Raw genomic sequence first — 21231 nt, 5'->3', positions numbered from 1 at the left:
CCCCTCCAGGAAAAAAGATTGCCTGCGCATTCCAGAATCTGCATACTTCCTAGTCTACCAGCCACTCGAACTGCGTCAACAACCTATTTTCAATGGTATATATACTGTAGAATTCAGCACAGCCCAATAAATTGACAGATTTCTGTAAACGATGGTACGCTCACAGTGCGTTCTCTACACCGAACTGATTTTCACAAAAATTCACCGTCAAAACGTTACAAATCCAATTAAGGAGATTTCCTATGACTGACGGGTATAGCCTGGATAAGGAAAGCTTGTCCAAGGAGCTGCGGCTTCTGCTTGCAGTTCTGAATAGTGACGACATCAATGAAACGGCGGAACAGAATCCGCAATTATTCAAGGATATCGACTGGGAGCTATGGGTACGGCTGTCCTTGCATCATCGTGTGTTTCCGTACATCTATCCCAAGCTTAGCCGGATGCGTGAAGAGTATGTGCCTGGCACGGTCACCCAGCGTATAAAATGGGAATATCGCAGAAATACTGTCCAAATGCTCCAGCTTAGCGGGGAAATGGGATTTATCGGCGAGGAGCTTGCCAAGCTGCATATACGTTCTCTGTTCCTGAAGGGACCGGTGCTCGCCCAGGAGCTTTACGGCGAAATTTCGCAGCGGACCTCGCGTGATCTCGATTTTCTGGTGCCTATGGCACAGCTCGCTGAAACGGAAGCGCTGCTGGTCCGTCTTGGGTATGTGAAGGAAGAGGATTTCGAGAGTATTCTGGGGGATTGGAAATGGAGGGAGCATCATACCACATTCAATCATCCCGACAAAAGCATCAAGGTGGAGGTCCACTGGAGATTAAGCCCGGGGCCGTCCAAGGAGCCGGGGTTTGACGAGCTGTGGGAACGCTCGCGGATCAGCAGCCACTTCGGGCAGCATGTCCATTATTTAGGCCAGGAGGATTTGTTCCTCTTCCTCGCCGCCCACGGAGCCAGACATGGCTGGTCCAGGCTGAGATGGCTGCTGGATATCAAGCAGCTGCTGCTGCAAAAACCGGACCCCGCCAGGTTAACCGTGCTGCTGCGGCGGTATAATTACACCGATGCTGGCGGGCAGGCGCTGCTGCTTGCCGCCGATTTACTGGCGGCACCTGTCGAGCCCGCTCTGTCCAGCCTCGCGGACAGACCCAAGTCCCGCCGTATCGCTCAGCTTGCCCTTTTCTATGTGACACGAATGGTCAACCTGCATAATCCACCCCTGGAGCCGGAGGTCGAGCGGCATTACAAATATTATCAGCCGGCAATTCTGACGCGCTGGCATCAGTTCTTGTATATGGCCGGTTTTCTGTATCCTTATGCGGTGGATGCGAAGACACTCCCGCTGCCCAAGCCGCTGCATGTGCTGTATTTCCCGCTGCGTCCCTTTCTGTGGACCTGGCGCAAAGTGAGCGGCGGGGAAAAGTAAAAAAGACTATATTTCTGCCCCACCAGTCATCCCACCCGAGTCTCTCCATTGGGGCGGATTAACTGTACTTCGTACAGCTAAAGTCTCGCTATCGAGGGACATCCGGGGGATAACTGTACTTCATACAGGTATATAGGCTGAAATCAGCAGAATGGCTCATCTTCCTCATTTTTAATTGCACAAACTACATTTATATCTCAAAAATAGCTATTTCGGCTAATAATAGCTGCATAAAGTGCAGCTATCTCACATTTTTCCCGGCCGGGTGTAAGCTCAGATTAACCAGTTTTCCAGAAACAGTATAGATTTCTATCAAATAGACTAAGAATCAAGTGCAAAGCATTTTATTTTTCACATCAATCAATATAGTTGCCTTCAAATACTACGCCATTATTTTTTTCATAGGATGATAGATGTTTCTCCGCCTCTTGCAAAAAAGCTTGATTACGAAAATTTTCGTAATAATACTCTCTCATCCTCTTCAAATCATTCATATATTTTTCAACATCCATAGCAATAACCCTCATGAACAGCAATCTGTCTAGCGAAACAACAAATGCAATTCCTTCATCAATGGCATCCTTAAGATAAAAATCATAATCTAAAAGTGCTATACTTCTCCATATTTCAAATGAATCAGTAACAACGCCTAAATCGCCGTATAAATCCTTCCTTTTATCGGGATTTTTCATAGCGAGTGACTGATAGTCCTCGTCGCAAATCAGCAGATCAATATCTGCACCGGACTTTCGCATCCCGTAATATTCCATAGCCATTCCGCCTATTAGAATAGGCTTTTTCATAAAGTCCAAATCATTTGATTTAAGTTTTTGGCCAAGTAAATCTATAACCTCTGACATCGTTTTATCACCTCAGTATATTAATTTTCTTATGTACACACCTTCATACTTTGATTGACCCGTCTCACGAAAATAACACGAACATACGTTCTATATTTATTTTAACTCGTCTACATAGTAAACACAATACAATATGAAATTGCCTTAGAAATGTAAAATAACATACCCGTTTTCTTGAATAATTAGATGATATAGTTAATACATAATGCATTGTTTATACCACCTGAAAGGGATCTTTCCAACATGACAATAGAAGTAAAACGGCAGTTGAACGATGGTCTGAAAATCCGAAAAGAAAAAGAAATAGTATCAAAAATGATTCGAATATATTGCAAGAAAAAGCATCATCAAAAAGTGCTATGTGCGGAATGTCAGGACTTGAATGATTATGCTATACATAGACTATCCCTCTGCCCGTTCGGTGAAGAGAAAACGGCTTGCGCAAAGTGCCCTATCCATTGTTACAAACAGGATTACCGTCAAAGAATTAAGGATATTATGCGTTACTCAGGTCCGTGGATGCTGCTCTATCATCCAATTGAGTCTATCAGGCACATCCCAATACCAGGCAAGCTAAGAAAATAACCCACTGTACAAAAAAAGGATTCTACTGCACAGTGTGCATTAGAATCCTTTTTTTCGTTGAAATTCCAGAGCTGTAGCCGCTCCCCATTCCCTCCTACATTGCTTCTTCCTGGCTGCTGAGCAGACGGCTGAACATGCCGCCTGTCTCGGAGGCCAGGCCGTTATACACGCCCTGCTGAATGACCCGGCCCTGGTCGATGACCAGAATCTGATCCGCTCCCCGGATGGTGGACAGGCGGTGGGCTATGACAATTACCGTCACTGAAGCTTTCAAGCGCTCCAGTGCCTCCTGAATCCGCTTCTCGTTCTCTGTATCCAGCGCACTTGTCGCCTCATCCAGTACGAGAATGGACGGCTTGCGGATTATCGCCCGGGCCAGCACGAGCCGCTGCCGCTCTCCGCCGGAGAGGCGGACGCCACGGTCGCCGAGCAGCGTATCCAGCCCCTCAGGCAGCTTGCGGACGAAGTCTGCCGATGAAGCGAACTCCAGCGCCTCCCACAGCTCCTCCTCGCTTGCATCCGGCTTGATCATTGTCAGATTGTCGCGAATCGTTGCATTATACAGAAAAGGGTCCTGCGCCACATATCCAATCGAGCGCCGGTAAGGAAGTAGCCTCTCCCCCGTAATCGGCAGCCCGTCCGCCAGAATCTCGCCCGATTCCGGCTGCATGAGGCCCATGAGCAGGTCGACCAGCGTGCTTTTGCCCGCGCCTGACCGTCCGACAATCGCCGTCATCCGGTTGGCCGGAATCACCACGTTCACACCCTGCAGTGAATACTTCGGCTCCTGCGGCTGGTAGCGGAAGTCAACACCACGCGCTTCCAGCCCCGTCTTCAGGCTCAGCGGAGTCACCGCGCCCTCCCCTCCCTCCTGCGCACCATGCTCCGCAGCCTGCAGACATTCCTCCTGAAGCAGCTGCAATTGCTTGAAGGAAGGCAGCACGGAAGCGAGCTGCTCCATCAGGGACTGCAGCGTGGAGAAGGTCGGCCACAGCCGGGCAAAGACCAGGATCACCAGCAGCAGATTCGGCCCCTCCACGTGCAGGAAGCGGAAAGACACGAAAATGAACACTGCGATCAGCAGCGTGGAGGACATTTTATAGAGCATCTGGGAGTTCGAGCGCAGCCGCGTATAATCCAGCTGCTCGTCCTTGACCTCGCCGGTGAACTCATGCATCCAGCTCAGCCGCGAGTGCTCCAGATTGTTGCTTTTGATATCCTTGATGCCATTCAATTGATCCGTAATCCCGGCCAGATATTGCCGGCCCAGCACAGAACTGCGGCTGCCCAGCTTCTTGGCCTTGCGGATAAACCGGCGTGAGAATAAGGATAACAGGACGGCACATACGAGTACAGAAAGCGTCATCGTAGGAGACAGCCAGAAGGCGAAGCCGATCTGCACCAGCGTGAACAGCAGTGAAGTCAGGAATTGCAGAAAAGCGCTGATTCCCGCCAGCACTCTCGCTATCTCGGTGGTCATTACATTAATCAGATCGGAGGTGCGTTTCTTCAGAAAAAAAGACCACTCGGCCCGCAGCAACGCGCTGTACACCTCATATCGCAACTGCCGGCTGTAGGTCTGTTGAATATCCACGTTGCGCACAGCAACAAATCGTGAGATCAGATTCTGACACAGAACGATGAGTACATAAGCACCGAGCACCAGCATTAGTGCTTCCGTCTGCGGCAGCTCCGATATGAAGCCGAGCATTGGAAGATTGTAACCCACCGAAGCTCCGCCAAGCTGAATACCCGCCATACCCAGCATCGGCACCAGCAGCAGCATGGCAGAGCTCTCCAGTAAGCCGCTGATCACCATCCCCAATAGATTCAGATAAAGTTTGACCCCGGACAAGCGCTGAAGCTGCCGGATATAATGGATTATGACTTGCATGGAACCACCTCGATTACTCGGCATGTAACACTTTGGCGAATTTCTCCACCACGACAAATCCCTTCATGGCATCATCGCCGGAGACATAATAAGCCCCGCTGCGCAGCCAGGCATGGGCAATCATCCGGCCCTGCTTATCCTTGGCGACCCCCATGTACAGAGTGCTCTCGATCCCGCGTTTTTCGAGCATTTTGAGTCCCGCTACCGCTCTGACCATGCAGGTGCTTTTCCAGGGGGTATAACGGCTCATGACCCGGATGGCTTTGGTTATATGCTGGATGCGGGGAATATCAACGTCTTTGGATACTGCCGGGGTCTCCCGGGACTGTATCCCAAGCTGTGGTGCGGTCCTGGCGAAAGGAAACAACAGCTGGATTCTTACGAGAAAAAGCCTCCAAAGCGCCTCAGGAATGAGCGCCAGGGCGGCTTTGTCATGGGTCAGCAGCTTACGCATGCGCCGGAGAGCGATCATGGCTGGCTTACTACTTCGGCAAGATCCTCATCCAGCAGACTTTGCAAAAAGGCAAACACATCCTGGCGGGCAAGCTCTTCCGAAACCTCGAAGCTCATCTGAATAATCTCCACCACCCGGCCCGCAGTAACCGGCGACGATAGCGCCGTCCAGATTTCTCCGCCAACCTCTCCAAGGTTGTAGTATTTTCCGTTCTTCACATTCAGCATGACCTTCTCGCCATCCATGTCGCTGGCAATATTGCCTTCGCGCTGCACGAGCACCGATTCAAGGGACAATACATCTGCTGGCTTCATATTCATTGGTTTATCTCTCCTTCACTTGTTGCCAATCGTTTCAAGGATAAGCGCTGCTTGCGCCGGAGCGTTGAAGCCTTGCTCAGGCCGGGTCAGCCGGTACATCGGCAGCCGGTTAATGAACGAAGCGAGCATACCGAAATGCCACTCACGGATGCCGATCCGGTCCACAATTGCTCTTTGATAGGTATGATTGTATAACGTGTGAAACCGCTGCATGCCCTCAATCGGCTGGAGAGCGACTGGCCCCTCCTGGGTAACCGACAGCTCAAACACTCCGGCCAGCGGCAGAGGTTCACTATGGAAACGGTCATGCACCGGCACAGCAAATTTGGTCTCCCGCTCAAAAAGCGGACGGTAGAGGGACGAATTCATTCCCAAATAGTCCAAGCTTTGCTGCCACAGCTTCTGCTGCGGATAACCTGGAACAGCTAATGGATGTCCATTTTGCACCATAACGGGAATAACGTCGTCACTGATCAGCGGGCTGCCCTGATCCATCAAATAGGAAGCGAGCGTCGATTTGCCTGCTCCTGAACGCCCAACCAGCGCATAAGCCTGGCCGCCAATTACAAGCGCGCTGCCGTGGAGCGGGAGAAGCTGTTTTTGCATCAGCAGCACACCCATGCAGCTTCCCAGAATGAACAGACGGACACAGTCCGGGTCTGCTTCCGGTGCAGGAGATACTGTGATGGTATTGCCGCCTTGAATTGAAAAAATAGCCGTACCCTTGGCCTCGAACATGACCTCATTCCCGGATACTCCCAGGCTGGGCGTAACCTTCGGTATCGCTTGCCAGCGTTCCGCCAGATCTGCCTGAACCACCGATACGCTGCCTGCCAACCCCTGCTTATCCGTGAGGGGAAGCTCCGGCAAAGGAAATTCACTGTGAATCTGCAGGCCAAATGCCTGGTAGGCCAGACCTTGAACGGTACTCTCCATGCGGTTCACTCCATCTCACCGTATTATTAAAAGATAGCCCTTATCCCCCTCAGCAAGCACAGGGGGATGAGGGCTGCAAGAACCAGAAATTTTAGGAGTAGTGTTGAATTTCATCTGGATCATCCTGGAATGAGTCAACGATAGCGACACCAGGTCCAGCCATTGTCATTTTGACGTCGAGCACTTCCAATTCAGGCTTGCTGTATTCCTTCTTCATATTCTCACCCCCTTTCAGGCATTGCTTCATCAGGACAGACGCTTCAAGAAACGGTAGAATACAAGTCCCCGTGTCAGAAGGCGAAAATCCGAGTTGAAAATCATGCTTGGTGCGGGCTCACTACCCAGCCGGTTCAAACATCCGGCGAGCCCGGTACTATTGAGGTAAGAGGAGGTACGCGGGTCCTTGATCATCTCCCTGAGCTCCTGAAGAAAAGCATTCCACTGCGGAAGCATACGGTAAATCCCATCCGCCCCCTGAACGCCGCGCCGCTTCCGGTTCAGGCGCACCTCGTCCGGCAGCAACCCCTTCATCGACCTGCGGATCAGCGAGCGGTCCACCCCATCCTGCACATACTGGCCTTCCGGCACAGATAGGCAGAAGCGGATAACACGCAGATCATTTGTGGGATCACGGTCCCACACCCGATATTTCAGCGACAGCTTAGTGGCCACCGTTCCGTTGACATTCCAGACATGCGGCTGTTCAAAATGCTTGCGGCGGATATCATAGATCGTCTGGGAAGCTGAACCGGTGTTCACCCCTGCCCTGTTTATCCGTTCTTGCACTTCCGTACGCTTCGCAAAATCAGGATGAATCAGCTCCAGCGGTGCTTCCTGCCCGGCCCGCAGCAGCCGCGTCAGGGACGGGAACGCTTTTTTGCCGACAATCTGCAGCACCTTCCTGCGGTTCGCACCCATCGACTGGTTATATTGCTTGTTCTCCCGGTAAAAAGTCAGCCACCGGAACTCCCGAAGCAGCTTCGCCTGGTAATCCAGGGCCGGCCCCCAGGAAATGCTCCAGTTGCCGCGTTGTCCGCTGAGCAGTACGCCGATGTCCTTCATTTGCGCCTGCTCAAAGATTCCTTTTAGCCAATAGGAATTTTCAATAAATTTATAGGGCATCTCCATGATATCCAGCCACTCGTCAATTTCACTGTAGGGGCTCAGCTCGGGAAAGTTCAGAAAGCTCGGCTGAATATTGCCTACATAATTGATGGTCTCCTGGATATAGGGACGCTCATCGGCCACACGTTTGCCAAGATTGAAATCGACAAAGCTGTCCACCGGATAAGAGCTGAAGGTGTGAAGAGGCTTGCCCCGGCGGCGAAGCTCGGCAGAGGCAAAGCTGACCACCGATCCTGAATCGAGCCCCCCGCTAAGGTTGGCGCCAACCGCCAAATGAGTCCGAAGCCGGTCCCGCACCGCACGCCCAAAGACTTCACGGAAGGCTTCCTCATACTCCCCGCTTGAACGTAAACGCAGCTCCGGCGGAGCCTTGAGTGTATAGTAGCGGGAGAACACGATGTTCCCTCCGCTTACGGAAATAGAATGGGACGGCGGCAGCTGTTCGACCGATTGATAGACAGTAGAGAACAGGTCCATAACATCGGTCCGCGTCTGGATCGCCAGGAACTCGGATGCCCAGCTCTCATTCAGCAACCGGCTCGCCCCAGGCATAGACAACAGCGGGTGGATGACGGTGCAGAAGGAGAACAGCCCGCCGGAGCGGTGGAAGTACAGCGACCGGTTCCCGGAGAAATCCCTGGCCCCGAACAGCGACCGCTTCTCTTCATCCCAGATCATAAAGGCAAAGTCCCCGACAAGATGGACCGGAGCCTGATCGCCCCATTTCTCATAAGCCAGCAGAATTAGCAGACTGTCCGGTATGGTCTCTCTGTCCCCATGCGGCACGTGAAGCTGCTCGCACAGCTCCTCCCGGTTGTCAATAATCGCATCAGCCGTAATAGCCAGCCTGCGCATAGAATCATAATAAGGAAGCGTCTCCCCCACGGACTGAGGAGTAATCCACTGCGACAAGCAGCCAAGGTAAATATCCTTGCTCTGCCACGCACTGATATCATCAGCCGGGTAACGCTTAAGCTGCTCTATAAGGTCAAGTCCCAGCTGCGGGTCCAATGTTTGATGCTGCAAATGATAGATTCCGGCAATCGCACTCATCATAAGACCCCCACCTGGTTCAAAAGCCTCCCCCGTGCTTGTCTAAAGCACCCAAGCTAAGCTTTCTCATAGTTCTTAATAAAGAACATTTCTTACTATATAAGATACCGTTCTTCCTATTAAATGTGAATAACACCTGCGGGTACAATTAGGTATCCTTTAGCGTATTGACGTAGCTGGATTTCTGTGGTATTAAGCTAGAAAAAAAGGGTATAACATACCCATTTGAACAGGAAATAAAGGTTATGTTATGGTTAATTGGAAACATTTTCTGGGAGTTGAGACTATGGGACCTGCTGACATGACACAAGAACTTATATTTGTGAAGGATTACAAAAACAACGGGGCACTGCGAAGAAGCTTGTCCGAGCTTGCCGGCAGTACTTTTGGCATAAGCTTTGAGCGCTGGTATCAGGAAGGTTTCGCCTAGAGTGTCATAAACTGCCCGTGCCGGGCCAGATAAGCCTCCTTCTCCTTGTAATCCGGCATAATACTTCCGAGGCGCCGCCAAAAAGAGCGGTCATGATTCATATGCAGCAGGTGGCACAGCTCATGAATGATTACATAGTCGATCACCTCGGGCGGTGCCATCGCGAGCCGGTAGTTGAAGGTCAGCTTTTTATCCGCACTGCAGCTCCCCCATTTGGTATGGGACTCTACAATCTCAATGGACTTGGGTTTTACCTTCAGCATCGTCTGGTACCCGGTAATCCGCTGGGCAACAATCCTTTTCAGGCTGGCAAAATAAAATTTCTTCAGCGCAAGCTTCAGCTTCTCTGCATCCTGCTCTCCGGTCTCAATCAATTCATGCAGCGGATACTCCTGTCCAAGGTACAAGAATCTGCCTTCCTCCTGATACTCCTTGGGCACCGGAACCTGCCGGGCCGCTGCGATCTTGTGCAGACTCTCCAGAATCCACTCCTCATGGCGCTGCACCGCGCCCAGAATCATCTCTTCACTTGTGCCCGTAGGAGCTTTAACTGTAATCAGTCCCAGCATATCTATATGAAGGGAAATTTTCTTCCGTTTTGCATATTGAACGTGAAGTTGTATGATTTGATCTTGAAGCTGAATCTGCATAGCCACCATCATTTCTGTAGATTTGAGTTTGCCTTAAGCTTAGCACGACGAACACGTCCTGGTCATTCCGGGCAGAAAAAAGCCTCTCCCGAGAAGGGAAAGGCTGTAATTCATGCAATATTACGAAGTTGTCAGTGGAAAATGACAGGCCACCATACGCTCAGGAAGCACTTCCGTAAGCACCGGCTCCTGCTGGCGGCATTTATCCTGGGCCATCGGGCAGCGGGTATGAAACCGGCAACCGGAAGGCGGATTCGCCGGCGAAGGAACATCTCCCTGCAGGACAATCCGCTCCTGCTTACGTCTTGGCGTCGGCTTCGGAATCGCCGAGAGCAGGGCCGCTGTATAAGGATGCAGCGGAGCCGCGAATAGCGCCTCAGTCTCTGCCACCTCAACCAGCTTGCCCAAATACATAACCCCTACACGATCCGAAATATGGCGGACGATATTGAGGCCATGCGCAATGAACAGAAATGTCAGTCCAAGCTCCTTCTGCAGCTTCATCAGCAGGTTAATGACCTGCGACTGCACAGATACGTCGAGCGCAGATACCGCTTCATCGGCTACAATGAACTGCGGGTTCAGCGCAATCGCACGTGCGATCCCGATCCGTTGACGCTGACCACCCGAGAATTCATGCGGATAACGATTTCGGCGTGAAGCGTCAAGTCCCACCAGTTCCATCAGTTCTACGACCTTGGCATCAATCTCCTTGGCCGAGAGGTTCCGGTGAATCCGCAGCGGTTCTCCGATAATATCCTTGACCAGAAAACGCGGGTTCAGTGAACCGAACGGGTCCTGAAATATAATCTGTAAATCCTCGCGCAGCTTGCGCATGTCCTGATGACCCAGCGAGTGAATATCCTGGCCCTTGAAGAGCACCTCTCCCCCGGTTGCGCTCTGCAGCCGGAGCAATACTCGCCCGAAGGTGGATTTGCCGCAGCCAGACTCGCCAACCAGGCCAAACGTCTCTCCTTTGCGGATAGACAATGAGACGCCATCCACAGCTTTCACCTGACCAACGGTCCGGTTAAGCAAGCCCTTGGTGATAGGGAAATACTTCTTGACATCCTTTACCTCTACCAGCACCTCGGCGGGAGGCGCATCTTTAATTACAGGTTTGACTGCTGATTCAGTGCTCATGCATGGTTCACCTCTTCTCTATCGTCAGCCTGAGCCGGTTTATCCCCGAACAGCCAGCAGGCAGCACGGTGATCCTCCGAGAGCATGAAATCCTGCGGCTCCCGCTCCCGGCAAATCTGCATGGCATGCGGACAGCGCGGATGAAAGCGGCAGCCTGTCGGAAGCTGACCAATGGGCGGAATCGTCCCTTTAATCGTATACAGCTCACCGCCACGCCCGCCTTCAAACCCGGGAATGGACTGCAGCAGCCCAATCGTATAAGGATGACTCGGGTGGTCGAATATTTCTTCAACCGTGCCTTCTTCCACGATGGCTCCGGCATACATTACAGCGATGCGGTCGGCAATCTCCGCAGCCACGCCCATGTCATGTGTAATCAGCAGAATGGACATGCCAAGCTCTGCCTGAAGCTTGCGCAACAGATCCAGGATTTGCGCCTGTACCGTAACATCAAGAGCCGTCGTAGGTTCATCGGCAATCAGCAGCTCGGGATTGCAGGCAAGGGCAATTGCGATAACAATACGTTGGCACATCCCGCCGGACAGCTCATGAGGATATTGCTTCGCCCGAATCTCCGGTGCCGGGATCCCTACCAGCCTCAGCAGGTCAATCGCCATTTGTGCAGCTTCTTTGGCAGGTTTGTTCTGGTGCAGCTGCAGACTCTCGGCAATTTGATCACCTACCGTAAACACCGGATTCAATGAGGACATCGGGTCCTGAAAGATCATCGCGATCCGGTTGCCGCGGATATCACGCATCTCCTCCTGATTCTTGGCGGCAAGATCCTGTCCGTGAAAATCAATATTTCCTTCGAGAATCATTCCGCCGGCGTAATCAATAAGCCGCATAATTGCGAGTGAGGTCACACTTTTACCGCTGCCGGATTCACCGACAAGACACAGCGTCTGGCCCTTATCCACAGCGAGGGAGATTTGGTCCGTTGCCTTAACCAGCCCCTTCTCTGTTACAAAGCCGGTGGTCAGTTTCCGGATTTCGAGTAATTTTTCCGCCATTTGTCCAGCCTCCTCCGGGATTTCGTTACTTGCTGTCTGGGATCAAGAGCGTCCCGAATGCCATCGCCGATAAAGTTAACCGCCAGCACCACCAGCAGGATGCAGAGACCAGGATAAACGGCCTGCATCGGATCTATCAGCATGAATTCCTGTGCGTTGCTGAGCATAAGTCCCCAGCTTGTGGCCGGAGCCTGAATGCCAAGACCGAGATAGGACAATGCCGATTCACTGAGAATCGCACCGCCGACCATCAGAGTGGCATTGACGATAATCGGAAAGCTCGCATTGCGGAGCAGATGCCGGAAAATAATACCCCAGTTCGATACCCCAATCGCTCTGGCAGCCTCAACATACTGCATCTCCCTAAGCTGCAAGAAGTTTCCCCGTACCAGACGGGCAATGCTCATCCAACTGGTTAAGGCCAGGATCAGAATCATATACTTAATCTCTGAACCGAAGATAGCCAGCACCAGAATGTTAAGGAAGAGCGTAGGCACGGAGTTCATCACGTCAACAATACGCATGAATACCGTATCTACCCAACCGCCAAAGTAACCCGAAATTGCGCCGACAATCGAACCGATGGCTACTGAAGCAAAGGCTACTGAAAACCCGATAATCAGGGAGATTCTCGCACTGTACAATAGCCGGGTGAGAATATCGCGGCCCAGTTCGTCCGTCCCCAATAGATGCCCTTCAGCGCCGGGCTTCAGGTTGGGGAACATCATGTCAATAGCGTCTGGCTTATATTTGGTTAAAAACGGAGCGAGTATGGCCAGAATGATGAAAAAGAGCAGAACGAAAAGCCCGCTCATAGCATATGGATTGCGCGAGAACTTTTTCCACAGCATGACCCAAGGACCGGGAGGTCGCTTAAGCTCTGCCGCCGGCAGCCCAGATTCTGCTTTCAATGGATCAGTTGGAAGTTGTGCTTGCTCTATACTCATGCCGCCTTGCCTCCTTGCTTGCCAAGCTTGACACGAGGATCTACTATCGCATACAGAATGTCCGCCAGCAGATTGCCTAGTACTACCATAACCGCCGTTACGATAGTTATAGCCATGAGGACTGAATATTCGCGCTGGGTCGCCATTTGCACGAACCAGCGGCCCATGCCCGGCCAGTTGAATACGCTCTCGGTCAATGCGGCCCCTCCCACCAATATAGGAAGATCCATACCCAGAACGGTAATGATCGGAATAAGTGCATTGCGCAGCGCATGGTGGAAAACGACCTTGCGTTCTTTGACACCCTTTGCACGTGCTGTTCTGATATAATCCTGATCCAGCACTTCAAGCATGCTTGCTCTCGAATATTTCATATAAGACGCCAGAAAACCAAGGGCCAGAACGGTTATCGGCAGCACAAGGTGCATGAATAGATCCCCGATGTCTCCTTCTTTGCCCCGTGTGTGCATATCTGATAAGGGGAACCATTTCAGCTTCAGAGAGAACCACTGCTGCAGCAGAATCCCGAACCAGAAAGTCGGCATTGCAAAACCGATATAGGAGATGAAGGATGCGGACTGGTCGGATAACCCGTACACCTTGGTACTGTTATAGATACCCCACGGAATCGCAATGACCAGGGATACCAGCCAAGCTGCCCCCATCAAGATAAAGGTGTTGCCGATGCGCGGCCACAGCAAATCGGAGACCGCCAGATGATTTTTAAAAGTATATCCCAGATCGCCCTGCAGCAGATCGCCGACCCAGCGAAAATATTGAATATAGATAGGTTTATCCAGGCCCAAATTATGTGCTTGCTGCTTGAAGACTTCCGGCGAAAGGCCAGGGGACAGCATCATTTGGGTCGGCCCTCCCGGGGCCGCATGAATAAGAAGAAAGGTAACAATGGTAATCAAAAAGATTACCAGCACCGATTGCAATACGCGGCGGATCAAATATTCTGTCATCAAATGTCCTCCTAGAGATGGTAAGGCAATAGAACCCGAAACTCCTTTTTGACAAAAGGAGAAGAGGAAAGAGAATTCTCTTTCCCCTCCCGTAATTCTATTTCCTGTGTCTGTCTGTTTGTTTAGTCAGTTACCCACCATTTGATAGCATGGAAGAACTGTCCATAGCCCAGTGACGGCTCTGGAGCATCTTCGTCTGCCCAATGAACTCTAGGCCCTGTACCAATGGCTTGACCATATTGATACAGGAACACGTAAGGCAGATCTGTAGAGATTTCTTTACCTACTTCTTTGTAGATCTCTTTACGTTTGGCTTGGTCAACGGTAGAATATCCATCTACCCACAGCTTATCCAGCTTCTCATTCTTATACCAGCCGCTGTTCTGGCCAGCAGGCGGGAAGTACTTGGAGGAGAAGACGCTCTCTGAATCCGGGTCAGGAGTGTTCAGGGACCACGCCAACAGCAGAGCTTGGAATTTACCTGGTGTAACGTTCTGGTCGATCCATGCCGCAAAGTCGATAGCCTTCGGTTTAACTTCAATGCCTACTTCTTTCAGGTTCTGTTGAATAACTGACGCTACTTGCTCACGTCTGCTGTTACCGGCATTGTACTGCAGTTCGAATGAGAACCGGTGTCCATCTTTAGTGAGAATGCCGTCCTTCTTGTCGGCAACCCAGCCGTCTTCAGCCAGGAGCTTCTTCGCAGTTTCCGCATTGTAATCATAATTGACTGCTGCATCACCTGGATCAGCCCACGTTCCTGGCAGGAACGGTGCGTTCATCAGCGCGCCGACACCCTTCAGAATGTTGTCGACCATACCCTGACGGTTCAGTGCATGCGCAATCGCCTGTCTGGTCTTCTGTCCACCGAATAGTCCATAATTATCTTTAAAGTTCTTGGAGTCAAAGTTGAACATTACATATTCATACTGAGCACCTGGTTTTTGGATGATGTCGATCGTGTCGTTAGCTTTGACCGCTTCAACCTGAGTAACCGGAATGGCACTGATATGGTCCGTGTCGCCCTTCAGGAGAGCTTGAACCTCGGTGTTTTGGTCTGCATAAATTTTGTATACCAGCTGGGCAATATGAGGTTTAACCTCGCCCCAGTAGTTTGGATCAGCATCCATAGTGTGGCTGTCGCCCTGTTTCCAGGAAGTCCATTTCCATGGTCCGTTTGTAACAGTTTTAGCCGGATCGGTACCATATGGATTAGTTTGCATTTCTTTCGGCTTGACATCCTTAAGAACATGGGACGGTACAACAGCCTGAACCAAGGCGTATAAGAATGGCGCGTAAACTTGCTTCATTGTGAACTTCACTGTCTTGTCATCGACTTTCTCAACAGTCTTCACTTTGTCGAATTGACTGGTAAGCGGTGATCCGGTTTCCGGATTCTTCGCCATATCAACTGTAAACACCACATCGTCTGCAGTGACCGGCTGGCCATCGCTCCATTTGATGCCGTCCTTCAGCTTCACTGTATAAGTCAATCCATCCGCAGAGATTTCCGGCACATCCGCTGCCAGAGACCAAGGCTCTGCCTTTACGTTTCCTTCGCGGTCCAGATTGTAAAGTTTAGCAAATACGAATTCAGCCAAATCACCGGAAGAAGTATCATTGATCATGAGAGGATTAATATTAACAATATCGGAGAATGTGCTCATTACGAGGGTTCCGCCATCAACCGGTCCATCTTTAGCCGGTTCAGAAGAAGCGGCAGCATCGCTCGCAGCCGGGGCAGTACTTGCTGTTGCACTCGGTGAATTGCTTGAGCTGTCATTCGTACTGCAACCTGTGAATAGAGCCCCTACAAGTGATAGAACAAGCAGACCAGACCACCATTTTTTCTTTTTCGCCATCCAATTACTCCTCCTTAGTGGGTTCGTGTAATGTTGCTGCCAGTGTAGCCGCACTGCATTCATGCTCTCTCTGTTGAAGCTTAGTTCAACCTCCCTTGCGCAAGTCAAGACCTTCTCACAATCGACTCCCAAAGTATGTAACAATACCTCACAGCAAACTCTCTCGCTTTCTTGACCATTCAACCTATAAATAGACCGTCGGTCAATTAGCGCCAAACATAAAACCTGCTTGGGAGGCTTAGCCTTCCCTTATAAATTATGGTTTATATTACATGTTAATAATTCTCACGTCAATAACTTTTTTATTAGTTTTTTACCTAGTGTTCGTCCTAATTAATGGTGTATAATTCCTGACCACCCAATAATGCTCACAGACTATTTTCTTTCAACCTATTAATAGTTAAAAATACGTTAATTAATATAACTAACAGTTAACTATGCGAGTCATATTTATCATATGGATGCTAGATAGAAAATATCACCATGGATTTTATTTCCTTCGGGTTATTATCCTATATATTGGATTTTAATACAACATAAAAAAACGAACAGTCACAAAGATTTCCTCTTTGAACTGCCCGCTTTTCTTTTGTTACTCTCCATTTACTCTTATTCAGTATACCGTATATTCATACCAAACTATCGGTCAACCTCTATTAACCATTCCAGACAAACCGGAACGACTTCAGCGTAAGAATGGAGCGCATGCAGTGTTCGGGGGACTTCAAGGGTTCCCTGTTCCTGATCCGCGGCATCCGTATATTCCAGTCCTAGAGAACGTCTAATATTATATGCCAGCCAATCCAGCTTACCGTAGAAACCGGCATTCAATGCATCCTGCCAGCGGGTACAAACCGTTCCACCATTATCAAGATAAGCTGCAATTACCGCTAAGAATGCTTCTTTGCTTGGATGCCCCGTATCCGCAACCGACCAATACAGGGCTACCTCAAGAAGCTCCTGCACAGGATTGATCATGCCAGCAGCTTCCCAGTCAATAAGAATCGGATGATGCTTGTCGTCCCATAGTACATTTTTAGGGTCCAGATCCCTATGGCTGATCACTCTGTTATTCATCAACAACTCCCCCGAGGTATTCGCGAGATTCCCCCAAAGTTGCAGATTGTCCAGGTTCTCAGACAGCAGGGAAGCCCACTCCAAGTCCTGCTGTGCCGCCTGCCCGGCATATCCCTTCCAATCTGCTGCCAAAGCGTGCCACTCCTCACTTCGTGCATCATCAGCAAGCAGCTCAGAGAAATCTGTTCGATGGATTTTCGCAAGATTCTCGCCGATCACTCTACAGCATTCCATATCAATGACCCCTGCGGCCAGCGACTTCCCTTGTACCCAAGGAAACAGCAGATAATATTGACCGTCAACCTTATGCATGAAACTTCCATCTGACACGATAGCCGGCAGAGCGTTTATTCCACTCTGGTACGCCAGATTCGCAGCCTGCTCCGCGAGAATATAATTGCTCATGGCTGAGCTGCGCTGCATAATTTGCGGATTCAAAGCCTTTACGGCGTACTCTGCCTGGTCTGTCTTCAGCCGGTACATTCGATGCAGGAAACCGCCAAAAATCTGCTCAGGCTCACTTACAGGCTGACCCAGTTTGTAGTTCAGGCACAGCTTCGCAAAGTCTAGTTTATAGTGATCAGCCTCCATTATTTCTTCATGCCCCCTATTTACTAACACAGTTCCTGCCCTTTTTCTTTGCACGGTATAAAGCCTTGTCCGCGGATTTCATCACACTATCCGTCGTTTTGTTCTTTTCATTTTTTTGCGAGACGCCGATGCTTACAGTTATGTATATTTGTTTTGTGGACCTTGAGCCTTGGGAGCCTTTTCGGGATTTGCCTTTGGATCTGCTTTTCCCGCGTATGGTAAAGGGGCGTTTGGATATCTTTTCCCGCAGCTCCTCGAGATGAGGAAGCGCGTCATTAATGCTTTTTCCCGGAAAAAGAATCGTGAATTCCTCTCCGCCATAGCGGAAAGCTCTTCCCCCGCCCGTAACGTCCTTGATGGTGGAAGCAACCAGCTTGAGCACTTCATCACCCGTATCATGTCCATAGGTATCGTTGAATTTTTTGAAAAAATCAATGTCCAGCATTGCGATCACGTAGTTAAAACCCAGCTTCATCATATCCTGCTTGAGCGCCCGCCGTGACGGGAGACCGGTGAGCTCATCCGAAAAAGCCATCGAATATGAATCCTGAATAATTGAAGTGATCAGAATAATTACCGAAGCCCCGAAGAAGATGGTATACATCACGGGGCTGTTATTATTATGCAGTACAAAAAACAATGCAAGCAGAACACCGGTAAAGGAAATGTCCTGTGAAGAGGATCTGTATATGATCGCCCTGGCGATAAGGATAATAAAGGCAACCAAAAAGACGATGATCGGCAATTGGGACACCGGAGTCATAGAGTGAAGATTTACAGGCACCAGGTCTTTATTCAATAGATTGAAGAGTTCTCTTGCTCCTGACTTCATCTGCCAAGCGAAAAGCAAGAATTGCGCGAGTATCACACCTAATCGAAGCATCCCCCATAAACTCAGAATGCCCCTTTCCTTGAAAAAGGAAAACAGCGCGATGTTCAGAGGAATTACCAGACAAACGACGGTATAAATATCCTCAGTCCGCAATGCTGTACCGTAGAATTCGGGCAGATCATTAATTAACGCTAGACTCACTGTAAGGATAATCAGGATATAAAATTCCCGGCTCCGGTTAAACTTCCAGGACAGCACAGCTCCCACAAAAGCGATAACATACGGAGAAATTTGGATAACCTCTAATTGCTGGCTTGTCATTGATTTCGTTTTTGTATAAAAAAAGTAGGCTGCGGCAATCAGGATAAACGGTAGTGCTTTGGAAAAGGCTGCTCTGATCGTAGTCTTCAAGCTCAGGTAATTCCCTTCATGGAGTTTTTCTTTGGCTCCATATTATTATCGGCTTTTCGGAGTCTCCAGCTTATTCTTCAGAGAAAAAATCCCCGCTTATCTCCGGCAGAGAACAAGCAGGGATGTACTATTTATCTATTCACTAGCGGCAACTTGACCTGCACGTTATAACTCCTGCCCGCTTCCAAGTCTGTGACTCTTCCATCTACGACATGATTGCCGTCCACATATACTTCTGCGGCGGTGACGCCAGGTTCGCGCTTCATTTCAATATGCAGCTCCGCACCTCTAAAGGTACGTCTGACCGCAGCCTCTTGCCAGTGCGCGGGAAGCTGCGGCTGAATGCGGATTCCCGCCTCATTCCCCTGCACGCCGAACAGGCCGTCAATCAGGCAGCGGTATACCCACGGAACCGTCCCTGTATTGAACAAATGGCTGGAGCGCCCGGCGGTACGGGGAAATTGTCTGTAGGCCCCGCGATAATAGTTGGGGATGAACACAGGCAATTGGCCACGTCTGACCAGGTCTTCAGACCCTGGTCCGGGGAGCATTTTCCGCAGCAGGCGGTAGGCATCATCCGGCTCACCCACAGCGTAAAGCGCGTAGATATAAAAGGCCGCCGCATGATTATATACCGCACCGTTCTCGGCGGTTCCCGGATGCTTCTGCGTCACGCGTCCCACATCCTCGCGCATCGCAGTGTAGGATGGTGCCAGCTTTTCCAGACCGTAAGGGGTTTCGAGCTGCTCCTTAACCGCCTGCATCAGCTTCTGCTGCTGAGATGCATCCGCGGCCCCGCACAGCAAAGCCCAGCCCTGAGGGTTAATAAAGATCCGCCCCTCCGTATCCTTGCTGATGCCAAACACCACATTATCATCCGTAATCCCCCGGGCGTACCAGTTGCCATCCCATAAGTACTGATTAATGACTGCGTTCGTCTTGTCCGCCGCTATGGCAAATTCCTCGCGCATGTCCTGCCGTCCGCTTGTGCCGCAGATGTCCGCCCAGATCAGAAAAGCATACGCCGAAGCCATCGTCAGCCAGCCGGAAACGCCTTTTCCTTTGTAGCCTACCATATTCATCGGATCGCACCAGTCGCCCTGATCAATATAATTCAAGCCCCGCTCATCTGTTGCATTCATCAGCCAGTGCATGGCCCGGTTGATATGCTCAAAGACCGTTCCCGTTTCCTCTCCTCCGGCAAAAGGAACCACCTCGTCCAGAACTGTATAATCATTCGTTTCGTCCAAATAAGTGCTCAGGCAAATCGGCAGCCAGACACAGTGGTCCATATGCGGAACCTGATTGATATATTTCAGCTCGGCTGCTTCATGCAGAATAATGCCATCCGGCATGGCACCGCTTGCATTTTGCTGGCTTAACGCCGTGAGAAAAGCATTTCTCGCCATCTGCGGCTTGATATAGCTCATGCCCATATTGTCCTGCAGGTAGTTGCGGGTCTGGGGATCTGTTGTCAGGCGGTTGGTCTGCCCATGATAGTACATTTGCCGCGGCAGCCAGTGATTCACGAAGTTGTCCAGCTCCGCGTCAGGGGTTTTGATCTCGATACAGCCCCGGCCCTCCCGTATGTACTCTCCATATTCCTTCTCAGCTACAGCAAAGCCATCTTCCCCGTCGGAAGCTCTATTCAGGAAATAATGCTGGCGGATATGCGTGATCTCTTCTTCATTTTTGGCCGGTCCGAAGATAAAGCGGTACTCCTTCTCTTCCCCAGGCTCCAGTTCAGGGCTGTATTGCAGAACACACAGTGGCATCTCATACCGGGCATCCCCTTTGGAGAGTACTTCCTGCTGAACCGCCGATGGCTTGGCAAGCCCGCCTTCTCCTTCAAAGGCTTCCTGGCTAGCCTCCCAACTTCGCGGCTTCTGATCTGCAAGCAGGAAGGTCTTATCCTTCAGCAGTTTGATCTTCGCATAGTCCTGATATTTCTGGTAAGGCGTAATTGCGGAGCAAACCATCGCCTGTAAATCTTCATTGTACTCTGCGGACTGATTCATCCACGACATATAGCCTACGGTAAAATAAGGATAAATGCTGAGCTTCCGCTTCCGGTCCGCGAGATTCTTCACCTTCACCCGCCATAGCTCCAGGGCATCGTCTTTGGGCAGACTTAAGATCATTTCGATGGCGATATCGTGATGTTCAAGCTTCCAGACAATATTATGCTTCCCTACGGCAAATGTATATTTATCAGGATGCACGCGTACCGGCTCATAAGGCGCAGAGAAAATCTCACCGCTCTCCTCATCCTTCACATACACAAAACGGCCGGGATGATGCGCATAATAAGGCTGCTCCGGCTGCATAAATGTCTTCGCTTCCAGGTTAGGCGCATAAGAGTATTTCGAAGGCTCAGGCTGCATAAACTGGGCTACCGCATACCCCCGGCAGTTCACGTGAATCATCATCTTCTCATTCCACAGAAACCCCGAAGCCTTGGGCAGCAGGGTCGGGCTTGTTAATTCAACATATTCATTGTCTTCTGTTGCTCTGATCATCATCGTGCCTCCCTTGGTTTTACTAATCATGATTCCTAAATTATACAGTACCTTCGTGTAGCTGGCATAGAACTATAGCGCATAAAATAAGGGGCACGAATCACTCGTGCCCCCTTAACCGGTATATTTTACTC

19 protein-coding genes are annotated in these 21231 nt (G+C 50.4%); 3 read left to right on the top strand and 16 right to left on the bottom strand.

Translation table 11 applies throughout. From position 1 onward, the window contains the following. The first annotated feature begins 242 nt into the window (after nucleotides 1–242). Nucleotides 243–1427, top strand: coding sequence for a nucleotidyltransferase domain-containing protein (locus tag AC0LWN_RS11865; RefSeq protein WP_474665438.1), 1185 nt, complete (start codon nucleotides 243–245; stop codon nucleotides 1425–1427). A gap of 356 nt (nucleotides 1428–1783) precedes the next feature. Here AC0LWN_RS11865 and AC0LWN_RS11860 read toward each other — a convergent pair whose 3' ends face one another. Further along, entirely contained in the window at nucleotides 1784–2287 is a 504-nt protein-coding gene (locus tag AC0LWN_RS11860; RefSeq protein WP_474665436.1) for a hypothetical protein, read from the bottom strand. 243 nt (nucleotides 2288–2530) lie between these two features. Between AC0LWN_RS11860 and AC0LWN_RS11855 the strand changes: the two genes are divergently transcribed. Next, on the top strand, nucleotides 2531–2872 hold the full coding sequence (locus tag AC0LWN_RS11855; protein ID WP_458967185.1) for a nitrous oxide-stimulated promoter family protein: 342 nt from the start codon (nucleotides 2531–2533) through the stop codon (nucleotides 2870–2872). Nucleotides 2873–2966: 94 nt separating this feature from the next. Here AC0LWN_RS11855 and AC0LWN_RS11850 read toward each other — a convergent pair whose 3' ends face one another. From AC0LWN_RS11850 to AC0LWN_RS11825, 6 genes are all read right to left on the bottom strand, one after another. Further along, a complete protein-coding gene (locus AC0LWN_RS11850) occupies nucleotides 2967–4766 on the bottom strand; it encodes an ABC transporter ATP-binding protein (RefSeq protein WP_474665433.1) in 1800 nt (599 codons plus the stop codon). A gap of 13 nt (nucleotides 4767–4779) precedes the next feature. Continuing rightward, on the bottom strand, nucleotides 4780–5238 hold the full coding sequence (locus AC0LWN_RS11845; RefSeq protein WP_474665431.1) for a lasso peptide biosynthesis B2 protein: 459 nt from the start codon (nucleotides 5236–5238) through the stop codon (nucleotides 4780–4782). Then, nucleotides 5235–5540 carry a lasso peptide biosynthesis PqqD family chaperone gene (locus AC0LWN_RS11840; protein WP_474665429.1) on the bottom strand — a complete coding sequence of 102 codons (306 nt, stop codon included), beginning with the start codon at nucleotides 5538–5540 and terminating at the stop codon, nucleotides 5235–5237. Before AC0LWN_RS11840 ends, AC0LWN_RS11845 begins: the two co-directional genes overlap by 4 nt. A 15-nt stretch (nucleotides 5541–5555) precedes the next feature. Beyond that, entirely contained in the window at nucleotides 5556–6476 is a 921-nt protein-coding gene (locus AC0LWN_RS11835) for a phosphoenolpyruvate carboxykinase (ATP) (RefSeq protein ID WP_474665427.1), read from the bottom strand. A 91-nt stretch (nucleotides 6477–6567) separates the two neighbouring features. After that, nucleotides 6568–6693: a paeninodin family lasso peptide gene (locus tag AC0LWN_RS11830; RefSeq protein ID WP_458967190.1), complete on the bottom strand. Its 126-nt coding sequence runs from the start codon at nucleotides 6691–6693 to the stop codon at nucleotides 6568–6570. Nucleotides 6694–6722: 29 nt separating this feature from the next. Beyond that, complete coding sequence (locus AC0LWN_RS11825) at nucleotides 6723–8654, bottom strand: asparagine synthase-related protein (RefSeq protein ID WP_474665514.1); 1932 nt, start codon at nucleotides 8652–8654, stop codon at nucleotides 6723–6725. Nucleotides 8655–8940: 286 nt separating this feature from the next. Here AC0LWN_RS11825 and AC0LWN_RS11820 point away from each other — a divergent pair, with 286 nt between their 5' ends. Continuing rightward, nucleotides 8941–9084, top strand: a complete 144-nt coding sequence (locus tag AC0LWN_RS11820) for a hypothetical protein (protein ID WP_474665424.1) — start codon at nucleotides 8941–8943, stop codon at nucleotides 9082–9084. On the opposite strand, the gene AC0LWN_RS11815 is transcribed toward AC0LWN_RS11820, so the two are convergent. The 9 genes from AC0LWN_RS11815 to AC0LWN_RS11775 form a co-directional block, all read right to left on the bottom strand. Continuing rightward, on the bottom strand, nucleotides 9081–9734 hold the full coding sequence (locus tag AC0LWN_RS11815) for a M48 family metallopeptidase (RefSeq protein ID WP_474665422.1): 654 nt from the start codon (nucleotides 9732–9734) through the stop codon (nucleotides 9081–9083). The genes AC0LWN_RS11820 and AC0LWN_RS11815 overlap by 4 nt on opposite strands. Before the next feature lie 120 nt (nucleotides 9735–9854). Then, nucleotides 9855–10877 (bottom strand): ABC transporter ATP-binding protein, encoded by a 1023-nt coding sequence (locus AC0LWN_RS11810; protein WP_474665420.1) that lies wholly within the window; start codon nucleotides 10875–10877, stop codon nucleotides 9855–9857. After that, nucleotides 10874–11890: an ABC transporter ATP-binding protein gene (locus tag AC0LWN_RS11805; RefSeq protein WP_474665418.1), complete on the bottom strand. Its 1017-nt coding sequence runs from the start codon at nucleotides 11888–11890 to the stop codon at nucleotides 10874–10876. The genes AC0LWN_RS11810 and AC0LWN_RS11805 overlap by 4 nt, the downstream gene beginning before the upstream one ends. Then, a complete protein-coding gene (locus tag AC0LWN_RS11800; RefSeq protein ID WP_474665512.1) occupies nucleotides 11857–12831 on the bottom strand; it encodes an ABC transporter permease in 975 nt (324 codons plus the stop codon). Before AC0LWN_RS11800 ends, AC0LWN_RS11805 begins: the two co-directional genes overlap by 34 nt. A gap of 2 nt (nucleotides 12832–12833) precedes the next feature. After that, nucleotides 12834–13805: an ABC transporter permease gene (locus AC0LWN_RS11795; RefSeq protein WP_474665416.1), complete on the bottom strand. Its 972-nt coding sequence runs from the start codon at nucleotides 13803–13805 to the stop codon at nucleotides 12834–12836. Nucleotides 13806–13927: 122 nt separating this feature from the next. Then, nucleotides 13928–15667 (bottom strand): peptide-binding protein, encoded by a 1740-nt coding sequence (locus AC0LWN_RS11790; RefSeq protein ID WP_474665414.1) that lies wholly within the window; start codon nucleotides 15665–15667, stop codon nucleotides 13928–13930. A 639-nt stretch (nucleotides 15668–16306) separates the two neighbouring features. Beyond that, nucleotides 16307–17335, bottom strand: a complete 1029-nt coding sequence (locus AC0LWN_RS11785) for a phosphotransferase (protein WP_474665412.1) — start codon at nucleotides 17333–17335, stop codon at nucleotides 16307–16309. A 16-nt stretch (nucleotides 17336–17351) separates the two neighbouring features. Continuing rightward, nucleotides 17352–18578, bottom strand: a complete 1227-nt coding sequence (locus AC0LWN_RS11780; RefSeq protein WP_474665410.1) for a GGDEF domain-containing protein — start codon at nucleotides 18576–18578, stop codon at nucleotides 17352–17354. Nucleotides 18579–18709: 131 nt separating this feature from the next. Next, complete coding sequence (locus AC0LWN_RS11775) at nucleotides 18710–21097, bottom strand: GH36-type glycosyl hydrolase domain-containing protein (RefSeq protein WP_474665510.1); 2388 nt, start codon at nucleotides 21095–21097, stop codon at nucleotides 18710–18712. Nucleotides 21098–21231 lie beyond the last annotated feature (134 nt).

This window comes from Paenibacillus sp. sgz302115, assembly GCF_056120445.1.
The sequence above is the reverse complement of the archived record's forward strand: the minus strand, read 5'-3'. Positions and strand labels throughout refer to the sequence as shown.